The following is a 17,090-nucleotide window of genomic DNA, read 5'->3' on the forward strand; positions in this document are numbered from 1 at the left end:
GATCGGGGCGCGTCAGTCGCGGAGGATGTCCAGCGCGCGTCCCAGATCGTCAGGGTAGTCGCTGACGAAGCAGACCTCGTCCCCCGTACGGGGGTGCTGAAAACTCAACTCTCTGGCGTGCAACCATTGCCGATCCAGTTTGAGCCGGGCGGCGAGCGTGGGATCGGCACCGTACGTCAGGTCGCCCACGCAGGGGTGCCGCAGGGTGGAGAAGTGCACCCGGATCTGGTGGGTACGGCCGGTTTCCAGCCGCACGTCGACCAGGCTCGCGGAGGGGAACGCCTCGATGGTGTCGTAGTGGGTGATACTCGGCTTGCCGCCGGAGACCACCGCCCAGCGGTAGTCGTGGTGCGGGTGCCGGTCGATCGGGGCGTCGATGGTGCCGCGCAGCGGATCCAGGTGCCCCTGCACCACCGCGTGGTACCGCTTCTCCACCTCGCGGTACTTGAAGGCCCGCTTGAGCACGCTGTACGCCTGCTCGCTCTTGGCCACCACCATGATCCCGGTGGTGCCCACGTCGAGCCGGTGCACCACCCCCTGCCGCTCGGCGGCACCGCTTGTGGCGATGGTGTGCCCGATCGCGGCCAGCCCGCCGATCACGGTCGGGCCGGTCCAGCCGGGACTGGGATGGGCGGCGACACCGACCGGCTTGTCGACCACCACGATGTCGTCATCGGCGTAGACCACCCGCAGGCCGGGCACCGCCTGCGGCACCACCACCGGCGCCGTGGCCGGCGGCGGCAGGGTCACCTCCAGCCAGGAGCCCGCCCGGACCTTGTGCGAGTTGGGCCGTACCGCCCCGTCGACAAGCGCCTCGCCGGAGTCGACGAGGGCGGCGGCGGCCGTCCGGGAGAGACCGAACAGCCGGGCCACGGCCTGATCGAGCCGCATCCCGTCCAGGCCGTCGGGGACCGGCAGGCTGCGGTGGTCGCCACCGGCGGCGAAGGTCGCGGTCATGCCCGCTCCCGCCGTCCGCCGTCGACGGGCTCCTCGGCCGCGCCGTCCGCCGCCGGACCAGCGTCGGTGCCCGGCTCCTTCTTCTTGTCGGAGACGAGCCGGCTGCCGTCGCGCTGGCGGCCGGTGAACTCCAGCGCGACCGCCAGCACGACGCCGCAGACCAGGGCGCTGTCCGCGACGTTGAAGATCGGGAAGACCCGACCGTACGGATCGAAGACGCTGATCATGTCGACCACGTGCCCGACGAACCAGCCCGGGGCCCGGAAGATCCGGTCGAGCAGGTTGCCGGTCACGCCGCCGACCACCAGACCCAGCGAGATCGCCCAGGGCACCGACCGCAGCGTCCGGGCCATCCAGGCGATCCAGCCCAGCACACCGAGCGCGATCACCGGAAAGACGAAGGTGTAGTCCGAGCCCAGGCTCCACGCGGCACCGCTGTTGCGGGTCAGCGAGAGGTAGACCGCGCCGCCCAGCAGGCGCACCGGCTCGCGGTCGCTCAACTCGGCCAGCGCCAGGTGCTTGGTGAGCAGGTCGACCGCCAGCGCGAACACCGCGAGGCTGAGCAGGATCGTGACCGGCTTGCGCCGCGCCCTCGGGGCGGTGCCCGACTCGGCGCTGCCGGATCCGGCGGGCGGTGCTGCGCTCATTCGCTCCCCATCGACGATCGCGGCGGTACGGTCGTACCGCCGCGCACGGGCGCCGGGGAGCGTGCCGTCAGCGCCGCTCCTCCAGCTGCTTGCAGGTCACGCAGAGGGTGGCCGACGGGAAGGCGGCCAGCCGCTCCACCGGGATGGGGTTGCCGCACCGCTCGCACCAGCCGTAACCACCCTCATCGAGGCGCTCCAACGCGCGCTCGACCTGCGTGATCCGTTCCAGGATGCTGTTGGCGAGGGAGATCTCCTGCTCCCGCTCGAACGTCTTGGTGCCGGTGTCGGCCTGGTCGTCCCCGGCCGAGTCGGTCAGCCGGTCGCGCTGCAGCTCGGTGATCTCGCTCAGCGTCTGATCGTACTCGGCACGCAACTCGTCATGCCGGGCCGCCAGGGCGGCTCGGATCTTCTCGGTCTCCGCGGCGCTGCGGGTGGACTTCGCCGCCGCCTTACGGCCTGCGGTCCTGGTCTCGGCTGGCTTGGCCATCGTCGCTCCCTCGGCCACGGAGCCGCGGGTGTCCCGCGGCGCCTGGACAGGGGCCGCCAACATCGGCCGCCCCAGGTACAAAACGGGCGCGCGGCGAACTGGCCGCGCACTCCGGAGGTTGGCAAGGATACGGAACGTACACGCGTCCGACAACGTGCCGCACCGGATCTGCCCCAACTACTGCCGCAGCGGGGCAAAGTGGACGCTAGCAGATCGAACCGACTGATCCGGACGTACTTCGCAAGCTTGCTGGGGTGAATCCGACCCCGGACGCAGGCGCTGACGACGCCGGAGGACCTCGGCCCGATGGCCGGTCGCGGCCATCGGTCAACCGACCGGATCGGTGCCGTCGAGCAACCTGCCCAGCCGTCCGGCCACCTCCGGTCCGGCGACAACCTGGAAGAGCTTGTCGCGGCTGGCCGCACCGGAGCGCAGCGACACCGCCGACCGCCGGACGCCGAGCGCACCGGCCAGGGCGCGCCGGGCCGCCTCGGTGGCCCGGCCGTCGACCGCCGGTGCGTTGACCGCGATCACCAGCGCGGCCCCGTGCGGGCCGTCGTACCGGCCGCCCACCCGGGCCCGCGACGCCCCGGGTTTCACCCGGACGGCGACGGTCAACGCCTCGTCCACGACTACCCGGTCAGCGGTGGCCGGAGCCGGAGAGCAGGGTCGTGCCCGGCGCGCAGTGCGCGCACGGGGTGAATCCGAGTTCGACCGCCTCGGCGACCGGCAGCGGCTCGTGCTCCCGCCCGATCAGGTGCGGGCACTCCGCGAGGTGGTAGCGCGGCCGGCCGTCGACCACCCGGACCTCGTCGGAGCGGAGCGCCAGCTGGGCCAGATCGGCGGGGCTGATCTCCTGGGCCTCGGGCTCGTCGTCGAAACCGGCCTCGGCGGCCGGGTCCGGCAGGTCCGGCACCGGCGGCCCGGGTGGTTGCCGCCACCCGGAATCGCCGGTGTGCACCGTCGGAGGAAGGTGCTGCGTCGGGATGCCCGGCTCGTGACCGCTCGTCTCGCGCGCTGCCGAGGCCCGGCCGGCCGCTGCCTGGCGGGCACCGGCGACCAGTGCGACGGCGGCCAGCAGACTGGCCCCGATCGAGACGACCAGCAGCGGGCTGGACCCGCCTGCCAGGCCGAACACCAGCAGCACCACCGCGACGAGGATGAGCGCGAGACTGACGACTATCACGACTCACCCCCGCCGGGTCGTACCGATGAGGCAGGGTGGGTGGCCGCCGCGCTGACGACGGTCACCGACCCGGTGGTTCAGCGACCGGACTCCAGCGCCCCGGAACGACCCCCGCCGAACGAACCGGCGAGACCGGCGGCGGCGAGACCATTGCCGCCGGAGCGACCACCCTCGCCGCGGGTCATCTCGGCCTCCAGGCCCTGGCCACGGCCGTCGAGGTCGCGCAGCTGGCTCTCCAGGTATGCCTTCAGGCGGGTGCGGTACTCCCGCTCGAACTGCTTGAGCTCCTCGATGTGCTTGGACAGCGCCGTGCGCTTGGCGTCCAGGCCACCCATGGCCTCCTGGTGCCGCTGCCGGGCGTCGCGCTCCAGCGCGTCGGCCTTGGCCCGGGCCTCGCGGGTGACCTCCTCGGCCTTGGAACGGGCCTCGGAGAGGAGCTGGTCGGCCTCGCGACGGGCGTCGGAGACGTGGTCGTCCGCCGTCCGCTGGGCCATCATCAGCACCCGCAGCGCCTGCTGCTCGCCGTCACCACCCGGCACCACGGCACCGCCTGCGGTCCGGACCTGCTCCAGCTCCGCCTGCATGGCGCGGGCGGCCTGCTCGGCGGCGGCCTTGTCGCGCTGGGTCCGGTCGAGCTGCGCCTTGAGGTCGTTCAGCTCGGCCGCCAGTCGGGCGTCGCCACCGGGACCGGCGGGCGCAGCACCCCGACCGCCGCGCTCCACCTGGGCGCGCAGCTCGTTGTTCTCCTCGATCAGACGGGCGAGTTCACGCTCGACCTCGTCCAGGAAGGCGTCGACCTCCTCCTCGTCGTAGCCCCGTTTGCCGATCGGCGGCTTCTTGAAGGCGACGTTGTGGACGTCGGCCGGGGTCAGCGGCATCGAAACTCCTCGGGTCAGTTGCGGCCGCGATAGCGCGTCGGTCATCAGGCGGTCCTGATGATCGCCGGCTCTAACACAAACCTCATCAGCACGAACAGGATAACCAGGAGCACAAGGGAGGCCAGGTCGATGCTCACGGTACCAATTCGCAGCGGAGGGATCACACGCCTCAACGCCCAGAGCGGGGGATCAGTGACGCTCCACACGGATTCCAGTCCGGCCGATGCCCCGCGACCAGGCTGCCAGCGCCGCCCGTACTGGAGGACCGCGCTGAGCACGAACCGGGCCAGCAGAACGATCAGAAAGACGTAAGTGATCAGGTACAGGACCTGAAGCAAGATCGACAACACGGCAGGCGGCGTCCCTCGGGTCGGGCGGGTCAACTCAGGCTGAAGAACCCGCCCTCAGCGATCTTGGCCTTGTCCTCCGCGGTGACCTGGACGTTGGCCGGCGAGAGCAGGAAAACCCGGTTGGTCACGCGCTCGATCGTACCCCGCAGCCCGAACGCCAGCCCGGCGGCGAAGTCCACCAGTCGGCGGGCATCCGCCTCGTCCATCTCGGTGAGGTTGATGATCACGGGCACGCCGTCCCGGAAGTGCTCGCCGATGGTGCGGGCCTCCCGGTACGTGGTCGGGTGCAGCGTGGTGATCTGGTACCGCTGCTCCTCCTCGTGCACCACCGCACGCTCCCGGGGCTGCGCCTGCGGAGCCAGGGCGAGGTTGTCCCGGGTGTGGTAGGTCAACGCACCGCCCGAGTCCCCGCTCGACCGGGTGATCGACCGCACGCTGGCCCGCTCGGCCCGCTCCGACCGCTCCACCCGCTCCGGGCGCTCGGACTCCAGCCGCTCGGACTCGCCCAGGCGACCACCGGACCGCTCGCTGAGTCGGCCCCGGTCCCCCAACCGGGAACGCGGTGCGGGCGGCTCCTCGGCCTCTTCCTCATCGTCGGCGAACTCCTCGGCGTACCGGCTCTGCCGGTAGCGCGACTCGCGGTAGCCACCCTTGTCGTAGCCACCGTCGTCGTAGGCCCGCTCGTCATCCTCTTCGACAAGCCCGAGCCAGACCCCCGCCTTGCGCAGTGCACCCATCCCCGCGCCCTTCCCGTCCGCCGTCCGGCGACACGCCCCCACCGTGCCGCCTGTCGCGAGTGGACCGTGTCTTGCCCACCGGACCGGAACGGCAATCCCCCGACGCGCAATTCGCGTTGCACGTCACGCCCCCCTGGTCGTGGGGAGAACCGTTCCTACAAACAACACTGATGTAATTTGCTTCTCTGGCGGCCAGGCTACCGCAGCGTGGGACGCATTCCGAGCAACGCGCTGCCGACGCGGACATGTGTCGCGCCGTACGCGATCGCCACCTCGAGATCACCGCTCATGCCCGCCGATACGGCGGTCGCCTGCGGGTGGTCCGCCCGCAACGCCTCGGCGAGGGCGGCCAGCCGGCCGAAGGCCCGAGCCGGCTCCCAGCCCAGCGGCGCCACAGCCATCAGCCCGGCCAGGCGTAGTCCCGGTGCCGCGGCCACCGCGTCGACGACCGGGCCGAGGCCGACGTCCGGATCGGCCGAGTCCGGCACCGCCCCGCCCCGTGCCGGGTCGGCGTCGATGCCCACCTGGACCAGCACGTCCAACGGTCGGTTCCGGGCGGCCGTCGCGGCCGCGTCCAGGGCGGAGACCAGCCGGACCCGGTCGACGGACTGGACCACGTCGGCGTACCGGACCACCGACTTCACCTTGTTGCGTTGCAGCCGGCCAATGAAGTGCCAGCGCGGGGTGACTCCGGCCGCGGCGACCTGCTCGGCCTTGGCCGCCGCCTCCTGGTCACGGTTCTCCCCCACGTCGGTCACGCCCAGGCCCGCCAGTGCGACCACGTCGGAGGCCGGATAGGTCTTGGTGACCGCGATCATGGTCACGTCGGTCCGGTCCCGACCAGCGGCGGCACAGGCGTCGGCGATCCGGGTACGTACGCGCGCCAGCCCGGCGGCGAGTTCGGCCCGCCGGTCGGGGCGCACCAGAGCGGAGCTGTCGGTCATGGGCAGTGTTCAGGACCCGTTCTTGAGGAAGTCGGGCACGTCGACGTCGTCGAAGAGCACCCGACGCGGCGACTGCGGCGTGACCGGCGGTGCTGGTGACGGCACGACCGGCGGGCTCGGCTGCGCGGGCTGGTTCTGGTTGGTCTTGCGGGCCGGCTCGGCGGCCTTGTACGCCGGCGCGCCGCCGTCGAAGCCGGCCGCTATGACGGTCACCCGCACCTCGTCGCCGAGGGCATCGTCGATGACCGCACCGAAGATGATGTTCGCGTCCGGGTGGGCCGCGTCGGTGACCAGCTGGGCGGCGTCGTTGATCTCGAACAGGCCCAGATCGGAGCCGCCGGCGATGGAGAGCAGCACACCCCGGGCGCCGTCCATGCTCTGCTCCAGCAGCGGGCTGGAGATGGCCGCCTCCGCCGCCTCCACCGCACGGTTCTCCCCGCGCGCGCTGCCGATACCCATCAACGCGCTGCCCGCGCCGCTCATCACGCTCTTGACGTCGGCGAAGTCCAGGTTGATCAGACCCGGCGTGGTGATCAGGTCGGTGATGCCCTGCACACCGGAGAGAAGCACCTGGTCGGCCGTGCGGAACGCGTCCATCATGCTGATGTTGCGATCACCAAGCGCCAGCAGCCGGTCGTTGGGAATGACGATAAGCGTGTCGCACTGGTTGCGCAGCTCGTCGATGCCGGCCTCGGCCTGCACCTGGCGGCGCTTGCCCTCGAAGGAGAACGGCCGGGTCACCACGCCGATGGTCAACGCACCCAGCTTGCGGGCGATGTTGGCCACCACGGGCGCGCCGCCGGTGCCGGTGCCGCCGCCCTCGCCGCAGGTCACGAAGACCATGTCGGCGCCCTTGAGCACCTCCTCGATCTCGTCGCGGTGGTCCTCGGCGGCGTTCTTTCCGACGTCCGGATTGGCGCCGGCGCCCAGTCCCCGGGTCAGCTCCCGGCCGACGTCCAGCTTGACGTCGGCGTCACTCATCAGCAACGCCTGCGCGTCCGTGTTGATCGCGATGAACTCGACGCCCTTGAGCCCAACCTCGATCATCCGGTTGACGGCGTTGACGCCGCCGCCCCCGATGCCGACGACCTTGATGACCGCCAGGTAGTTGTGCGGAGGTGTCATCTCCGGTCCTTTCCCTTCGAGATTGGCTCCCCGCCCGGCTCCGGCGTGGCCGGATCGGCGGTCGACGCAGCTGTCACCAGCAGGGTCCAGAGGCAAACCCTCACCCTCTACTAGAGGGTTAGAGTTATGTCAACCACTGATCCTCTTCCGGGCAACGTAAGCGCACCAAAGCGCTGAGCCAAGGACCTGCTCGGCGTGTCGCCGGGCAAGCGCCACGCCTCACAGCCGGCACCCCGCTGACCCGTCACTCACCGGAAGGTGACCACGTCCGGCGCGCTGACGTCGATCCGGGCCGCCTCCTGGTCCAGCAGCGTGGTGGCGACCCGGGCCTTGTCCGCGCCCCGGGTCGCGTCGCCCCAGAACACCGTACGGTCACCGTTCAGCCGGACGCTGATCCGGGCCAGGCTCTCGACGACGACCTCCACCAACTCCGTACGCAGCTGCGGGGTGAGCGCGTCGAGCACCGCCAACCCGGCCCGGGTGGCCGGGTCGTCCGGACCGGGTTCGGCCAGCCGGATCAGCGGCAGGCCCTCCGGACGCTGCGGCAGCGTCCGGAACGCCACCCCGGCGGCGTCCAGCACGAGAAACTGTTCAGCCCGCGGCACGACCGCCACGCCGGTCCGCTCGGTGAGCCGGACGACCAGCGCGTCCGGCCAGTCCCGGGTCACCGTCACCCGCTCCACCTCGGGCAGGGCACCGATCCGGTCGGCCAGGTCGGCCAGGTCGACCCGGGCCAGCGGCGCGCCGTCCGGCACCCCCGCCGCCGTGCGCACCTGCACCGCGGAGACCAACTCGGCACCCTCCACCCGGACCTCGCGCACCCCGAACAGGCCGGTGCCGAGCAGCGTCCAGGCCACCAGCCCGGCCAGGGCCAGCACCCCGCCGGCCACCGCCCAGGGCAGCGCCGCACGCATCCGGCGGCGGCGGGCCCGCGCCATGAACCGTCGGGTGGAGGCGGGCACCGCGTCGCGATCGGCGCGGACCAGCTGCCATCGGCGGGTGGCGCGCCGCCCCGCGCCGCCGTCGACGCCGGTGCCGCGCCCGCGGGCCGGACCGGGACTCATTCCGCCACAGGCGCCGCGCCGTCGACCCCGACGGTGCCGGGGACCGTACCGCCGATGCTGGTCGACCCGCCGGCCAGACCACCCGCGACGGTGCCGACCGGCGCCTGCGGGTCAGCGGTACGCGCGACCAGCGCGGCCAGCAGCTCGTCACCCATCAGCGAGATCGGCGGCGCGCCCATGGTCACCACGACGTCGCCGGGCCGGGCCCGGCGGGCCACCTCGACCGGCGCGTCCTCCCACGAGTCGACGAAGACCTTCCGCTCCGCCGGCAGCGACACCGCCTCGACCAGCGCCGCAGACCCCTCGCCCGGCGCGCGCTGCTCCCCCGGCCCGAAGACCTCCAGCAGCACCAGCTCGTCGGCGAGGGCGAGCGCCTCGGCGAGTTCGGCCTGCAGGTCCCGGGTGCGGTAGAGCCGGTAGGGCTGGAAGACCACGATCAGCCGGCCGTCGCCGGCCACCTCACGCAGCGTCCGCAGGGCCAGGGTCATCGAGGTCGGGTGGTAGGCGTACTCGTCGTACACAAGCACCCCGTCGGCGACCCCCTTGCGCTCGAACCGGCGGCGCACGCCGGGGAAGGCCGCCAGCGCCGCCTCGGCCGCCTCGCGCGGCAACTCCAGCAGGTACGCGGCCAGCACCGCCGAGGCGCTGTTGAGCCCCATGTGCCGCCCCGGCACCGGCAGCCGGAACTCGCCAAGCGAGCGGCCGTCGATGTGGGCGAGGTAGCGCACCCCGCGCGCCGAGGAGGCCATCTCGCTCAGCCGCAGGTCGGCGTCGGCGGCCTCGCCATAGGTGTACACGCGGCGGCCCTCGGCCCGCAGGGTGGCGGCCAACCGCCGCCCGCCCGCGTCGTCGGCGCAGGTGATGATGAAGCCCGCCGGATCGGTCAGCCTGGCGAACTCGGCGAAGGTGGCCTCCAGGTTGGCCAGGTCGCCGTAGGTGTTCAGGTGGTCCGCCTCGATGTTGGTCACGATCGAGACGAAGGGGCGGTAAATGAGGAAGGAGCGGTCGCTCTCGTCCGCCTCGACCACGAAGTACTCGCCGGTGCCGTGATGCGCCCCCGAGCCGACCTCGGAGATCTCCCCACCGATCACGAAGGACGGATCCGTCCCGGCCTGCTGGAGCACCATGGTGACCATGGAGGTGGTGGTGGTCTTGCCGTGCGTACCGGCCACGGCCAGCGTGCGGCGGTTGGTCATCGCGGCGGCGAGCGCCTCCGAGCGGTGCAGCACCCGCAGGCCACGTCGACGCGCCTCGACCATCTCCAGGTGGTCGGCGGGGATGGCCGAGGAGTAGACCACCGTGTCCACCCCGTCGAGATTGGCCGGCTCGTGGGTCATGTGGATGGTCCCGCCGAGCGCCCGCAGGCCGGCCAGGGAGGGCCACTCACGCAGCTCGCTGCCGGAGACCGGCAGGCCCCGGGTGAGGAAGAGCCGGGCCAGGCCGCTCATCCCGACCCCGCCCACCCCGATCAGGTGGATGTGACCCAGGTCCTCGGCGGTAAGCGTGCCAGCCGGACTGAAGGCGCTCATTTGGCCACCGCCTCGTAGACGAAGTTGAGCAACGCCTCGTCGCCGTCGCGCCGGCCGTAGGCCGCCGCGGCGGTGCCCATCGCGTGCAGTCGCTGCGGGTCGCGGACCAGCGGGATCACCGTACGCTCCAGCCAGTCCGGGGTCAGCTCGGCGTCGTCGACCAGCAGCCCGCCGCCGGCCTCGACCACCGGCAACGCGTTGCGCTTCTGCTCCTGGTTGCTGTGCGGGTACGGCACGTAGATCGTCGGCAGGCCGATGGCGGCCACCTCGGCGCAGGTCATCGCCCCGCCCCGGCCGAGCATCAGGTCCGCGGCGGCGTAGCCGGCGTCCATGTCGGACAGGTACGGCAGGGTCACGTACGGCACCGGCAGGTCGGTGGGGATCGGCACCGGCTCGTTGCGGGCCCCGATCACGTGCAGCACCTGGATGCCGTTGCGGGCCAGTTCCTTGGCCGCACCGGCGACAGCGAGGTTGATCGACCGGGCCCCCTGCGAGCCACCGGCGACGAAGAGCACCGGCAGGTCGGGACGGAGTCCGAAGTGGGCGCGGGCCGCGTTGCGCATGGCGGCCCGGTCCAGCCCGGCGATGGCGCGCCGCAGCGGGACGCCCACCACCCGCGCGTCGCGCAGCGCCTCGGCCTGGGCCGGCTGGTGCGGGAAGCCGACCGCGACGTGCTTGGTGAACCGCATGCCCAGCCGGTTGGCCACGCCCGGCGGCACGTTCACCTCGTGGATGACGATCGGCAGCTCGCGCCGCCAGGCGGCCAGGTACGCCGGCACCGAGACGTACCCGCCGAAGCCGACCACCACGTCGGCGCGTACCTCTTCGATGATCTTGCCGGCGGCGCGGGCCGCGGTCCACATCCGGCCCGGGGTGCGGACCAGGTTCATGTTCAGCGACCGGGGCAGCTGGTAGGCCGGGATGTTGCGCAGGTCGTAGCCGGCCGGCGGGATCAGCTCGTTCTCCAGGCCCTTGGGTGTGCCGAGGCAGGTGATCCGGACGCCGGGGTCGTGTCGGCGCAGGCAGTCGGCGAAGGCGAGCAACGGGTAGATGTGCCCCCCGGTGCCACCTCCCGCGAGCACCACCGAACGCAGCGGACCCATCACCGTCTCCTCTCGTCCGCCGACCCGCCGCGACCCCGGCCGTCCCGGGCGCCACGCGGTGCGGCCTGATCGTCCCTACGCCGCTTGCGCGCCTGGGGCACGGTTCCCCGGGCGGCCGACGGCGGCGCCGCACGGCGGCGCCGGCCGGGAAGCGGCGGCAACGGTGCCCACACTAGTCGGACCCACCGGGCCGGCGGACGGGCATGCAGCGCTCGGGCCGCATCGGGTTCCGCACGCGCGAACGAGGCAAGCATCCCGACCGCCGCCAGGGTGACGACCAGGGCGCTGCCACCCACCGAGATGAACGGCAGCGGTACGCCGGTCAGCGGCAGCAGCCCGATCACCCCGCCGATGTTGATGAACGCCTGCCCGACGAGCCACGCGGTGGCACCGGCGGCGGCGAGCCGGCGGAACGGGTCGTCGACCCGTCGCGCGATCCGCAACCCGGTGTAGGCGAGCACCGCGAAGAGGGTGACCACCACCACGCAGCCGACCACCCCCAGCTCCTCGGCGATCACCGCGAAGATGAAGTCGTTCTCCGCCGCCGGCAGCCAGGCCCACTTGCTGCGCCCCTGACCGAGACCGGTGCCGAACCATCCGCCGTTGACGATTGCGTACCGGGCCTGCACCATCTGGTAGCAGAGTTGCTCCTTGCACCCCTCCAGCGGCGGCGGATTGAAGAAGACGGTGAGTCGAGCCAGCCGGTAGTTCTCCTCGCCCCGGACACCGGAGCCGGCGCCGAGCGAGGCCACCGCCACCAGCAGGCCGATGCCGACCAGGCCGATCGCGCTGAGCGCGGCGAAGATCCGCAGCCGCACCCCCGCCGCCCAGAGCAGGCCGACCACCAGGGCCACCAGGCAGAGCATGCTGCCCAGGTCGTTGTAGCCGACCAGGACGAACAGCAGGCCCACCACCGGGAACAGCGGCGTGGCCAGCTCCCGCCACCAGCCCAGTGCCGCGCCCTTGCGGGCCAGCACGTACGCCCCCCACAGCACCAGCGCGAACTTGGCCAGCTCGGAGGGTTGCACGCCGACACCGCCGACGTACAGCCCGAGCAGCTCGACCTCCAGCGGCCCGATGCGTGGCGGGCCGTCGGTCAACCGCCCGTAGGCCACCAGCAGGTTCAACAGCACCAGCACCCCCACCGCCACGGCCAGCGCGGGCCGGCCCAGTGCCCGGTAGGTGCGGGCCGGCAGCCGCTGGCAGGCCCAGAACGCCACGATGCCGATGAAGGCGAAGATGCCCTGCCTGGTCAGGGACGCCGAGGCGTTCCCGCCCTCGGCGTAGTCGCGCACGCTGGTGGCCGAGAAGACCATGGTCAGGCCGATCAACAGCAGCAGCCCGGTGCTGGCCAGCAGCAGATGGTAGGAGGCCAGCGGCCGGGCCAGCAGCCCACGCAGGGCGGCCAGTCCGGCCACCGCGTCCAGCCCGCGCCACGGGCCACTCTCCGGCGTCGCGCCACCCGCGCCCGGCTCTGCCGTCCGGGTGCCGCCGGTGCCGGATCCGGCTGAGCGCGGGCTACCGCCCGAGCCTCCGGTCGGCGCCGCCTCCTCGGTCCCTACCGCGCCGCCCGACCCGGCAGCGGCCAACTTCCCGCCACCCTTGCCCGCCGCGCCGGGCCCCGCTCGTCCCTCCCCCACACCGCCATCATCGCTGCTACCACGACTCGACACCCCCGGTACGCCCCGACCGGCGTGTCGCACTTGCCCCCACCCCCACCCCCCTTTTCCCGGCGATCATGAAGTTATCGCCGCGACACGCCGGTCGGGGCTGGCAATAACTTCATGATCAACCGCGAGGGGTGCGGGGTCAGCCCATGTTGGCGAGGAAGTCGCTGTAGAAGAGGCCCAGGGCGATGGCCACGCCGATGCCGGCGATGATCCAGAACCGCACCACGATGTTGACCTCGCTCCAGCCGGCGAGCTCGAAGTGGTGCTGGAGGGGGGACATGCGGAAGACGCGTTTGCCTGTGGTCTTGAAGGAGATGATCTGGATGACCACCGACATCGTAATGATCACGAAGAGGCCGCCGATGATCAGCAGCAGCAGGATCGTCCGGGTCGACATCGCCATGCCGGCGATCAGGCCACCGAGGCCGAGCGCGCCGGTGTCGCCCATGAAGATCCGGGCCGGCGAGGTGTTCCACCACAGGAAGCCCACGCAGGCCCCGGCGGCGGCCCCGGCGATCAACGCGATCTCCAACGGGTCCCGGACCGTGTAGCAGTAGTTGTTCGGGTTGGCGGTGTACGACGGGTCGGCGCACCAGTGCCGGTACTGCCAGAACGCGATCACCGCGTACGCACCGAGCACCATCACCGACGCCCCGGTGGCCAGGCCGTCGAGCCCGTCGGTGAGGTTCACCCCGTTGGTCGCCGCCATCACCACGAAGATGAAGATGATCACCGCGCCGATCTTGGTGACGTCCAGCGCCGGGATGTCCCGGATGAAGCTCAACGTCGTGCTGCCGACCGTCTCGGTGTTGGTCACCTCGCCGCTGGCGTCGGTCATGGTGGACGGGAACCAGAGCGCGATCACGCCGAAGACCGCACCGACCAGGATCTGGCCGAGCAGCTTGCCGCGCGCGCTAAGGCCACCGCTGTGCCGCTTGCGTACCTTCAGGAAGTCGTCGATGAAGCCGACCGCGCCACAGAAGACCATCAGTCCGAGCAGCACCAGCGCGGTGATGGTCGGCTCGACCTGGGCGATCTGCGCGTCCGGCAGCGTGGTCAGCGCCAGGTGGCCGGCGACGTACGCGATCACGGTGGCGAGGATGAACACCACGCCGCCCATGGTCGGGGTGCCCTTCTTGCCCTGGTGCATCTGCGGGCCCTCGGCCCGGATCGGCTGGCCCGCCTTCAGCCGGGTGAAGACCCGGATCGCGATCGGGGTGCAGAACAGCGAGACGAGGAAGGCCACCCCGATGGCCACGATGACGGCTCTCACGCCGCGCCACCCCCGGCCGTCGGTTCCGCCGGCTCGTCGGCGACGGCGTCGGCACGCAGCGCGTCGGCCACCTCCCAGGTCCGGTACCGGGACCCCTTCACCAGGACGACGTCGCCCGGCCGTAGTTCGCTGCGCAGCACCTCGACGGCCGCCGCCTGATCGGTGAGCAGCACCGATTCTCCTCCCCAGTTCCCTACCGATGTCGCCCCGTGATGGATCGACGCCGCCGCCTCGCCGACCACGAGCAGCCGGTCGACGCCCAACTCGGCCGCGAGCCGGCCGACCTCGGCGTGCCCCTGCGCCTCGAACTCGCCCAGCTCGGCCATGTAGCCGAGCACCGCGACGGTACGCCGTCCGGCGCCGACGCCGGCCAGCGCCCGCAGCGCCACCGCCATCGACGCCGGGTTGGCGTTGTACGAGTCGTCGATCACGGTCACCCCGCCGGCGCGCTCGAAGACGTCCATCCGGCGGGTGGAGACCAGCCCGAGCGCACCGAGCGCGATGGCCAGCTCGGTCAGCGGCATACCCAGTTCCCGGGCCACCGCCGCGGCGGCCAGGGTGTTCCAAACCTGGTGCCGTCCGGTCAGCCCGAGTCGCACCGGCGCGCGGCCCTCCGGCGTCACCAGGGTGTACGCGGGCCGCCCCCGCTCGTCAAGCGTCACGTCCTCGGCCCGCACGTCGGCGTGCGCCGCCTCGCCGTAGCGGACCACCCGGGCTGTCGTCCGGGCTGCCATGGCGTCCACCCGGGGGTCGTCGGCGTTGAGCACCGCCAGCCCGTCGGCCGGCAGCGCCTCCACCAGCTCGCCCTTGGCCAGCGCGATGTTCTCCTGGGAGCCGAACTCGCCGATGTGGGACACGCCGACGTTGAGCACCACGGAGATGCGCGGCGGCGCCACCTCGCACAGGTACCGCACGTGGCCGATGCCCCGGGCACCCTTCTCCAGCACCAGGTAGCGCGTCGTCGGGCCGGCCTGCAACGCGGTGTACGGGTGCCCCAGCTCGTTGTTGAACGACCCGGGCGGTGCCACCGTCTCGCCGAGCCGCGCGGCGAGCTGGGCGATCAGATCCTTGGTGGTGGTCTTGCCGGAGGAGCCGGTCAGCCCGATCACGGTCAGCTCGGGCAGCCGGTCCACCACGGCGCGGGCCAGCCGGGCCATCGCGGTCAGCGCGTCGGCGACCAGGACCATCGGCACTCCGGGCACCTCGCGGGTGCCCAGCACCGCCGCCGCACCGGCCTCGACCGCCCCGGTGGCGAAGTCGTGCCCGTCCGCCTTCTCCCCGGCGAAGGCGACGAAGAGCCCACCCGGGGTGACCTTGCGGGAGTCGAACTCGACGCTGCCGGTGACGCGCACCTCGGGGTCGGCGGCCACCAGCCGCCCGTCGACGGCCGACGCGACCTCGGCCAGACTCAGCGGGATCATCGCCCGCCCGCCAGACCGCCGTCGGCCTCGCCGCGCTGGCCGCCCTCAAGCCCACCGTGCCGGCCCCCCTCAAGGGCACCGTGCCGGCCGCTCTCAAGGGCACCGTGCCGGCCGCCTTCGGGCTCGGCGCCCCGGCCGCCCTCGGCGTCGTCGCTCTGGCTGAGGTTGCCGAAGCGGAGCCGCAGCGCGTCCGCGAGTTCGGTCACGTCGTCGAAGGGATGCACCTCGCCACCGACCTCCTGGCCGCGCTCGTGCCCCTTGCCGAGCACCGCCACCACGTCGCCGGGCGCAGCCAACCGCACCGCCTCGTCGATCGCCGCGCGGCGCCCGGCCACCTCGACGATCCGGGCCGGCGCACCGGCTCCGTGCGCCCCGGCGAGCACCTCGGCGCGAATCGCCGAGGGCTCCTCGGTGCGCGGGTTGTCGTCGGTCACCACCACCACGTCGGCTCCCTTCGCGGCCGCGGCGCCCATCAACGGCCGCTTGCCCCGGTCCCGGTCGCCGCCCGCGCCGATCACACAGATCAGCCGGCCGGCGCTGAGTTCCCGCAGCGCGGCCAGCACGGCCACGACAGCGTCGGTCTTGTGCGCGTAGTCGACCACCCCGCGCACCCCGCCAGCCACGCCCACCGACTCCAGCCGGCCGGGCACCCCGCCGCAGGCGGCCACCCCCTCGGCCGCGACCGCCGGATCGATCCCGGCGGCGACCAGGACGGCGATGGCGAGCAGCGCGTTCGACACGTTGTGCCGACCGGGCAGCGCCACCGCAGCTGGCAGCGTCAGCCCGTCCGGACCGTGTGCGGTGAACCGCTGGGCGTACCCCTCACCGCTGACGTCCCCGGCCCACCAGGTGGCGGCCGGATCGCCGGCCGCCGAGAAGCTGACCGTTTCCGGCTTGAACAGCGCCTTCAGCGCCGGGTCGTCCTGGTTGAGCACCTCGACGGCGCAGCGGCCGTCGAACAACCGGGCCTTGGCGGCGAAGTAGTCCGCGGCGTCGGCGTGGAAGTCGAGGTGGTCGGAGCCGAAGTTGGTCCAGCCACCCACGGTGAACCGAACCCCACCGACCCGGCCCATCGCCAGCGCGTGGCTGGAGACCTCCATGACCACCGCGGTCACTCCCCGCTCCCGGGCGGCGGCCAGCATCGCGTGCAGGTCGGTGGCCTCGGGCGTGGTCCGGACGCTTTCCACCACCAGATCGCCGAGGCGGGTCTCCACGGTGCCGATCAGGCCGGTGACGTGCCCGGCGGCCCGCAACCCCGACTCGACCAGGTACGCCGTGGAGGTCTTGCCTGCGGTGCCGGTCACCCCGATCACGACCAGTTCCGCGGTCGGGTCGCCGTAGACGGCCGAGGCGAGCGGGCCGAGCGTCGCACGCGGATCGGCCACCACCAGGACGGGCAGTCCCGTCTCGGCGGCCAGCTCCGCACCGGTCGAATCGGTCAGCAGGGCGACCGCGCCAGCCGCCGCCGCCTCGGCGGCGAACTCCGCGCCGTGCCGGCGGGCACCGGGCAGGGCGGCGTACAGATCGCCGGGGCGGACCTCGCCGCTGGCGTGGGTCACCCCGGTCACCACCGGGTCGTCGCTGGTTGGAGGCGCCACGGCGAGCCGGGCGGCCAGGTCACCGAGCCGGATTCCGGTCACGGTACGGGGACGAGGATTGCCGCGCACGGCGTCAGACCCTACCCGGTCGCTCGCTCCCGGCTGCACGGCGCGCCTGAAT

Annotated in this window: 16 protein-coding genes and 1 pseudogene; all 17 read right to left on the minus strand. The window is 72.5% G+C overall.

Annotated elements, in window-relative coordinates; all coding sequences use genetic code 11:
* Positions 1-12: 12 nt before the first annotated feature.
* Positions 13-957: an RluA family pseudouridine synthase gene (locus AC507J_RS02865; RefSeq protein ID WP_496287471.1), complete on the minus strand. Its 945-nt coding sequence runs from the start codon at positions 955-957 to the stop codon at positions 13-15.
* Complete coding sequence (locus AC507J_RS02870) at positions 954-1,604, minus strand: signal peptidase II (protein ID WP_496287472.1); 651 nt, start codon at positions 1,602-1,604, stop codon at positions 954-956. The genes AC507J_RS02865 and AC507J_RS02870 overlap by 4 nt, the downstream gene beginning before the upstream one ends.
* Before the next feature lie 67 nt (positions 1,605-1,671).
* Positions 1,672-2,091: a TraR/DksA family transcriptional regulator gene (locus AC507J_RS02875; RefSeq protein ID WP_189043518.1), complete on the minus strand. Its 420-nt coding sequence runs from the start codon at positions 2,089-2,091 to the stop codon at positions 1,672-1,674.
* Positions 2,092-2,418: 327 nt separating this feature from the next.
* Positions 2,419-2,721: a DUF167 domain-containing protein gene (locus AC507J_RS02880; RefSeq protein WP_496287473.1), complete on the minus strand. Its 303-nt coding sequence runs from the start codon at positions 2,719-2,721 to the stop codon at positions 2,419-2,421.
* 10 nt (positions 2,722-2,731) lie between these two features.
* Positions 2,732-3,277, minus strand: coding sequence for a hypothetical protein (locus tag AC507J_RS02885; protein WP_496287474.1), 546 nt, complete (start codon positions 3,275-3,277; stop codon positions 2,732-2,734).
* Between the two features lie 77 nt (positions 3,278-3,354).
* The gene (locus AC507J_RS02890; protein ID WP_341716891.1) at positions 3,355-4,155 is read right to left on the minus strand and encodes a DivIVA domain-containing protein; all 801 of its coding nucleotides are present in this window, start codon (positions 4,153-4,155) and stop codon (positions 3,355-3,357) included.
* A gap of 44 nt (positions 4,156-4,199) precedes the next feature.
* Positions 4,200-4,505 carry a YggT family protein gene (locus tag AC507J_RS02895; RefSeq protein WP_111212523.1) on the minus strand — a complete coding sequence of 102 codons (306 nt, stop codon included), beginning with the start codon at positions 4,503-4,505 and terminating at the stop codon, positions 4,200-4,202.
* 29 nt (positions 4,506-4,534) lie between these two features.
* Positions 4,535-5,242, minus strand: a complete 708-nt coding sequence (locus AC507J_RS02900) for a cell division protein SepF (RefSeq protein WP_496287475.1) — start codon at positions 5,240-5,242, stop codon at positions 4,535-4,537.
* 197 nt (positions 5,243-5,439) lie between these two features.
* Complete coding sequence (locus AC507J_RS02905; RefSeq protein WP_496287476.1) at positions 5,440-6,186, minus strand: YggS family pyridoxal phosphate-dependent enzyme; 747 nt, start codon at positions 6,184-6,186, stop codon at positions 5,440-5,442.
* A 9-nt stretch (positions 6,187-6,195) separates the two neighbouring features.
* Positions 6,196-7,311, minus strand: a complete 1,116-nt coding sequence (ftsZ, locus tag AC507J_RS02910; RefSeq protein WP_496287477.1) for a cell division protein FtsZ — start codon at positions 7,309-7,311, stop codon at positions 6,196-6,198.
* Between the two features lie 248 nt (positions 7,312-7,559).
* Positions 7,560-8,375: a cell division protein FtsQ/DivIB gene (locus tag AC507J_RS02915; protein WP_496287478.1), complete on the minus strand. Its 816-nt coding sequence runs from the start codon at positions 8,373-8,375 to the stop codon at positions 7,560-7,562.
* Positions 8,372-9,904 (minus strand): UDP-N-acetylmuramate--L-alanine ligase, encoded by a 1,533-nt coding sequence (murC, locus tag AC507J_RS02920; RefSeq protein WP_496287479.1) that lies wholly within the window; start codon positions 9,902-9,904, stop codon positions 8,372-8,374. The genes AC507J_RS02915 and murC overlap by 4 nt, the downstream gene beginning before the upstream one ends.
* A complete protein-coding gene (gene murG / locus AC507J_RS02925; protein WP_496287480.1) occupies positions 9,901-11,007 on the minus strand; it encodes an undecaprenyldiphospho-muramoylpentapeptide beta-N-acetylglucosaminyltransferase in 1,107 nt (368 codons plus the stop codon). The genes murC and murG overlap by 4 nt, the downstream gene beginning before the upstream one ends.
* Complete coding sequence (locus tag AC507J_RS02930) at positions 11,007-12,416, minus strand: FtsW/RodA/SpoVE family cell cycle protein (RefSeq protein ID WP_496287637.1); 1,410 nt, start codon at positions 12,414-12,416, stop codon at positions 11,007-11,009. Before AC507J_RS02930 ends, murG begins: the two co-directional genes overlap by 1 nt.
* A 400-nt stretch (positions 12,417-12,816) precedes the next feature.
* Positions 12,817-13,950 carry a phospho-N-acetylmuramoyl-pentapeptide-transferase gene (gene mraY, locus AC507J_RS02935; protein ID WP_496287481.1) on the minus strand — a complete coding sequence of 378 codons (1,134 nt, stop codon included), beginning with the start codon at positions 13,948-13,950 and terminating at the stop codon, positions 12,817-12,819.
* Entirely contained in the window at positions 13,947-15,371 is a 1,425-nt protein-coding gene (locus tag AC507J_RS02940; protein ID WP_496287482.1) for a UDP-N-acetylmuramoyl-tripeptide--D-alanyl-D-alanine ligase, read from the minus strand. The genes mraY and AC507J_RS02940 overlap by 4 nt, the downstream gene beginning before the upstream one ends.
* A gap of 167 nt (positions 15,372-15,538) precedes the next feature.
* Positions 15,539-17,038: pseudogene (locus AC507J_RS02945) on the minus strand (UDP-N-acetylmuramoyl-L-alanyl-D-glutamate--2,6-diaminopimelate ligase); the annotation flags it as partial.
* Positions 17,039-17,090: the final 52 nt, after the last annotated feature.

The organism is Micromonospora sp. PRAS1 (assembly GCF_059553435.1).

What these genes read in the sequence shown, in the direction of transcription:
- AC507J_RS02865 (WP_496287471.1), bottom strand. Translation starts at nt 957, where the DNA reads ATGACCGCGACCTTCGCCGCCGGTGGCGACCACCGCAGCCTGCCGGTC.
- AC507J_RS02870 (WP_496287472.1), bottom strand. Translation starts at nt 1,604, where the DNA reads ATGAGCGCAGCACCGCCCGCCGGATCCGGCAGCGCCGAGTCGGGCACC.
- AC507J_RS02875 (WP_189043518.1), bottom strand. Translation starts at nt 2,091, where the DNA reads ATGGCCAAGCCAGCCGAGACCAGGACCGCAGGCCGTAAGGCGGCGGCG.
- AC507J_RS02890 (WP_341716891.1), bottom strand. Translation starts at nt 4,155, where the DNA reads ATGCCGCTGACCCCGGCCGACGTCCACAACGTCGCCTTCAAGAAGCCG.
- AC507J_RS02900 (WP_496287475.1), bottom strand. Translation starts at nt 5,242, where the DNA reads ATGGGTGCACTGCGCAAGGCGGGGGTCTGGCTCGGGCTTGTCGAAGAG.
- AC507J_RS02905 (WP_496287476.1), bottom strand. Translation starts at nt 6,186, where the DNA reads ATGACCGACAGCTCCGCTCTGGTGCGCCCCGACCGGCGGGCCGAACTC.
- ftsZ (WP_496287477.1), bottom strand. Translation starts at nt 7,311, where the DNA reads ATGACACCTCCGCACAACTACCTGGCGGTCATCAAGGTCGTCGGCATC.
- AC507J_RS02915 (WP_496287478.1), bottom strand. Translation starts at nt 8,375, where the DNA reads ATGAGTCCCGGTCCGGCCCGCGGGCGCGGCACCGGCGTCGACGGCGGC.
- murC (WP_496287479.1), bottom strand. Translation starts at nt 9,904, where the DNA reads ATGAGCGCCTTCAGTCCGGCTGGCACGCTTACCGCCGAGGACCTGGGT.
- murG (WP_496287480.1), bottom strand. Translation starts at nt 11,007, where the DNA reads ATGGGTCCGCTGCGTTCGGTGGTGCTCGCGGGAGGTGGCACCGGGGGG.
- AC507J_RS02940 (WP_496287482.1), bottom strand. Translation starts at nt 15,371, where the DNA reads ATGATCCCGCTGAGTCTGGCCGAGGTCGCGTCGGCCGTCGACGGGCGG.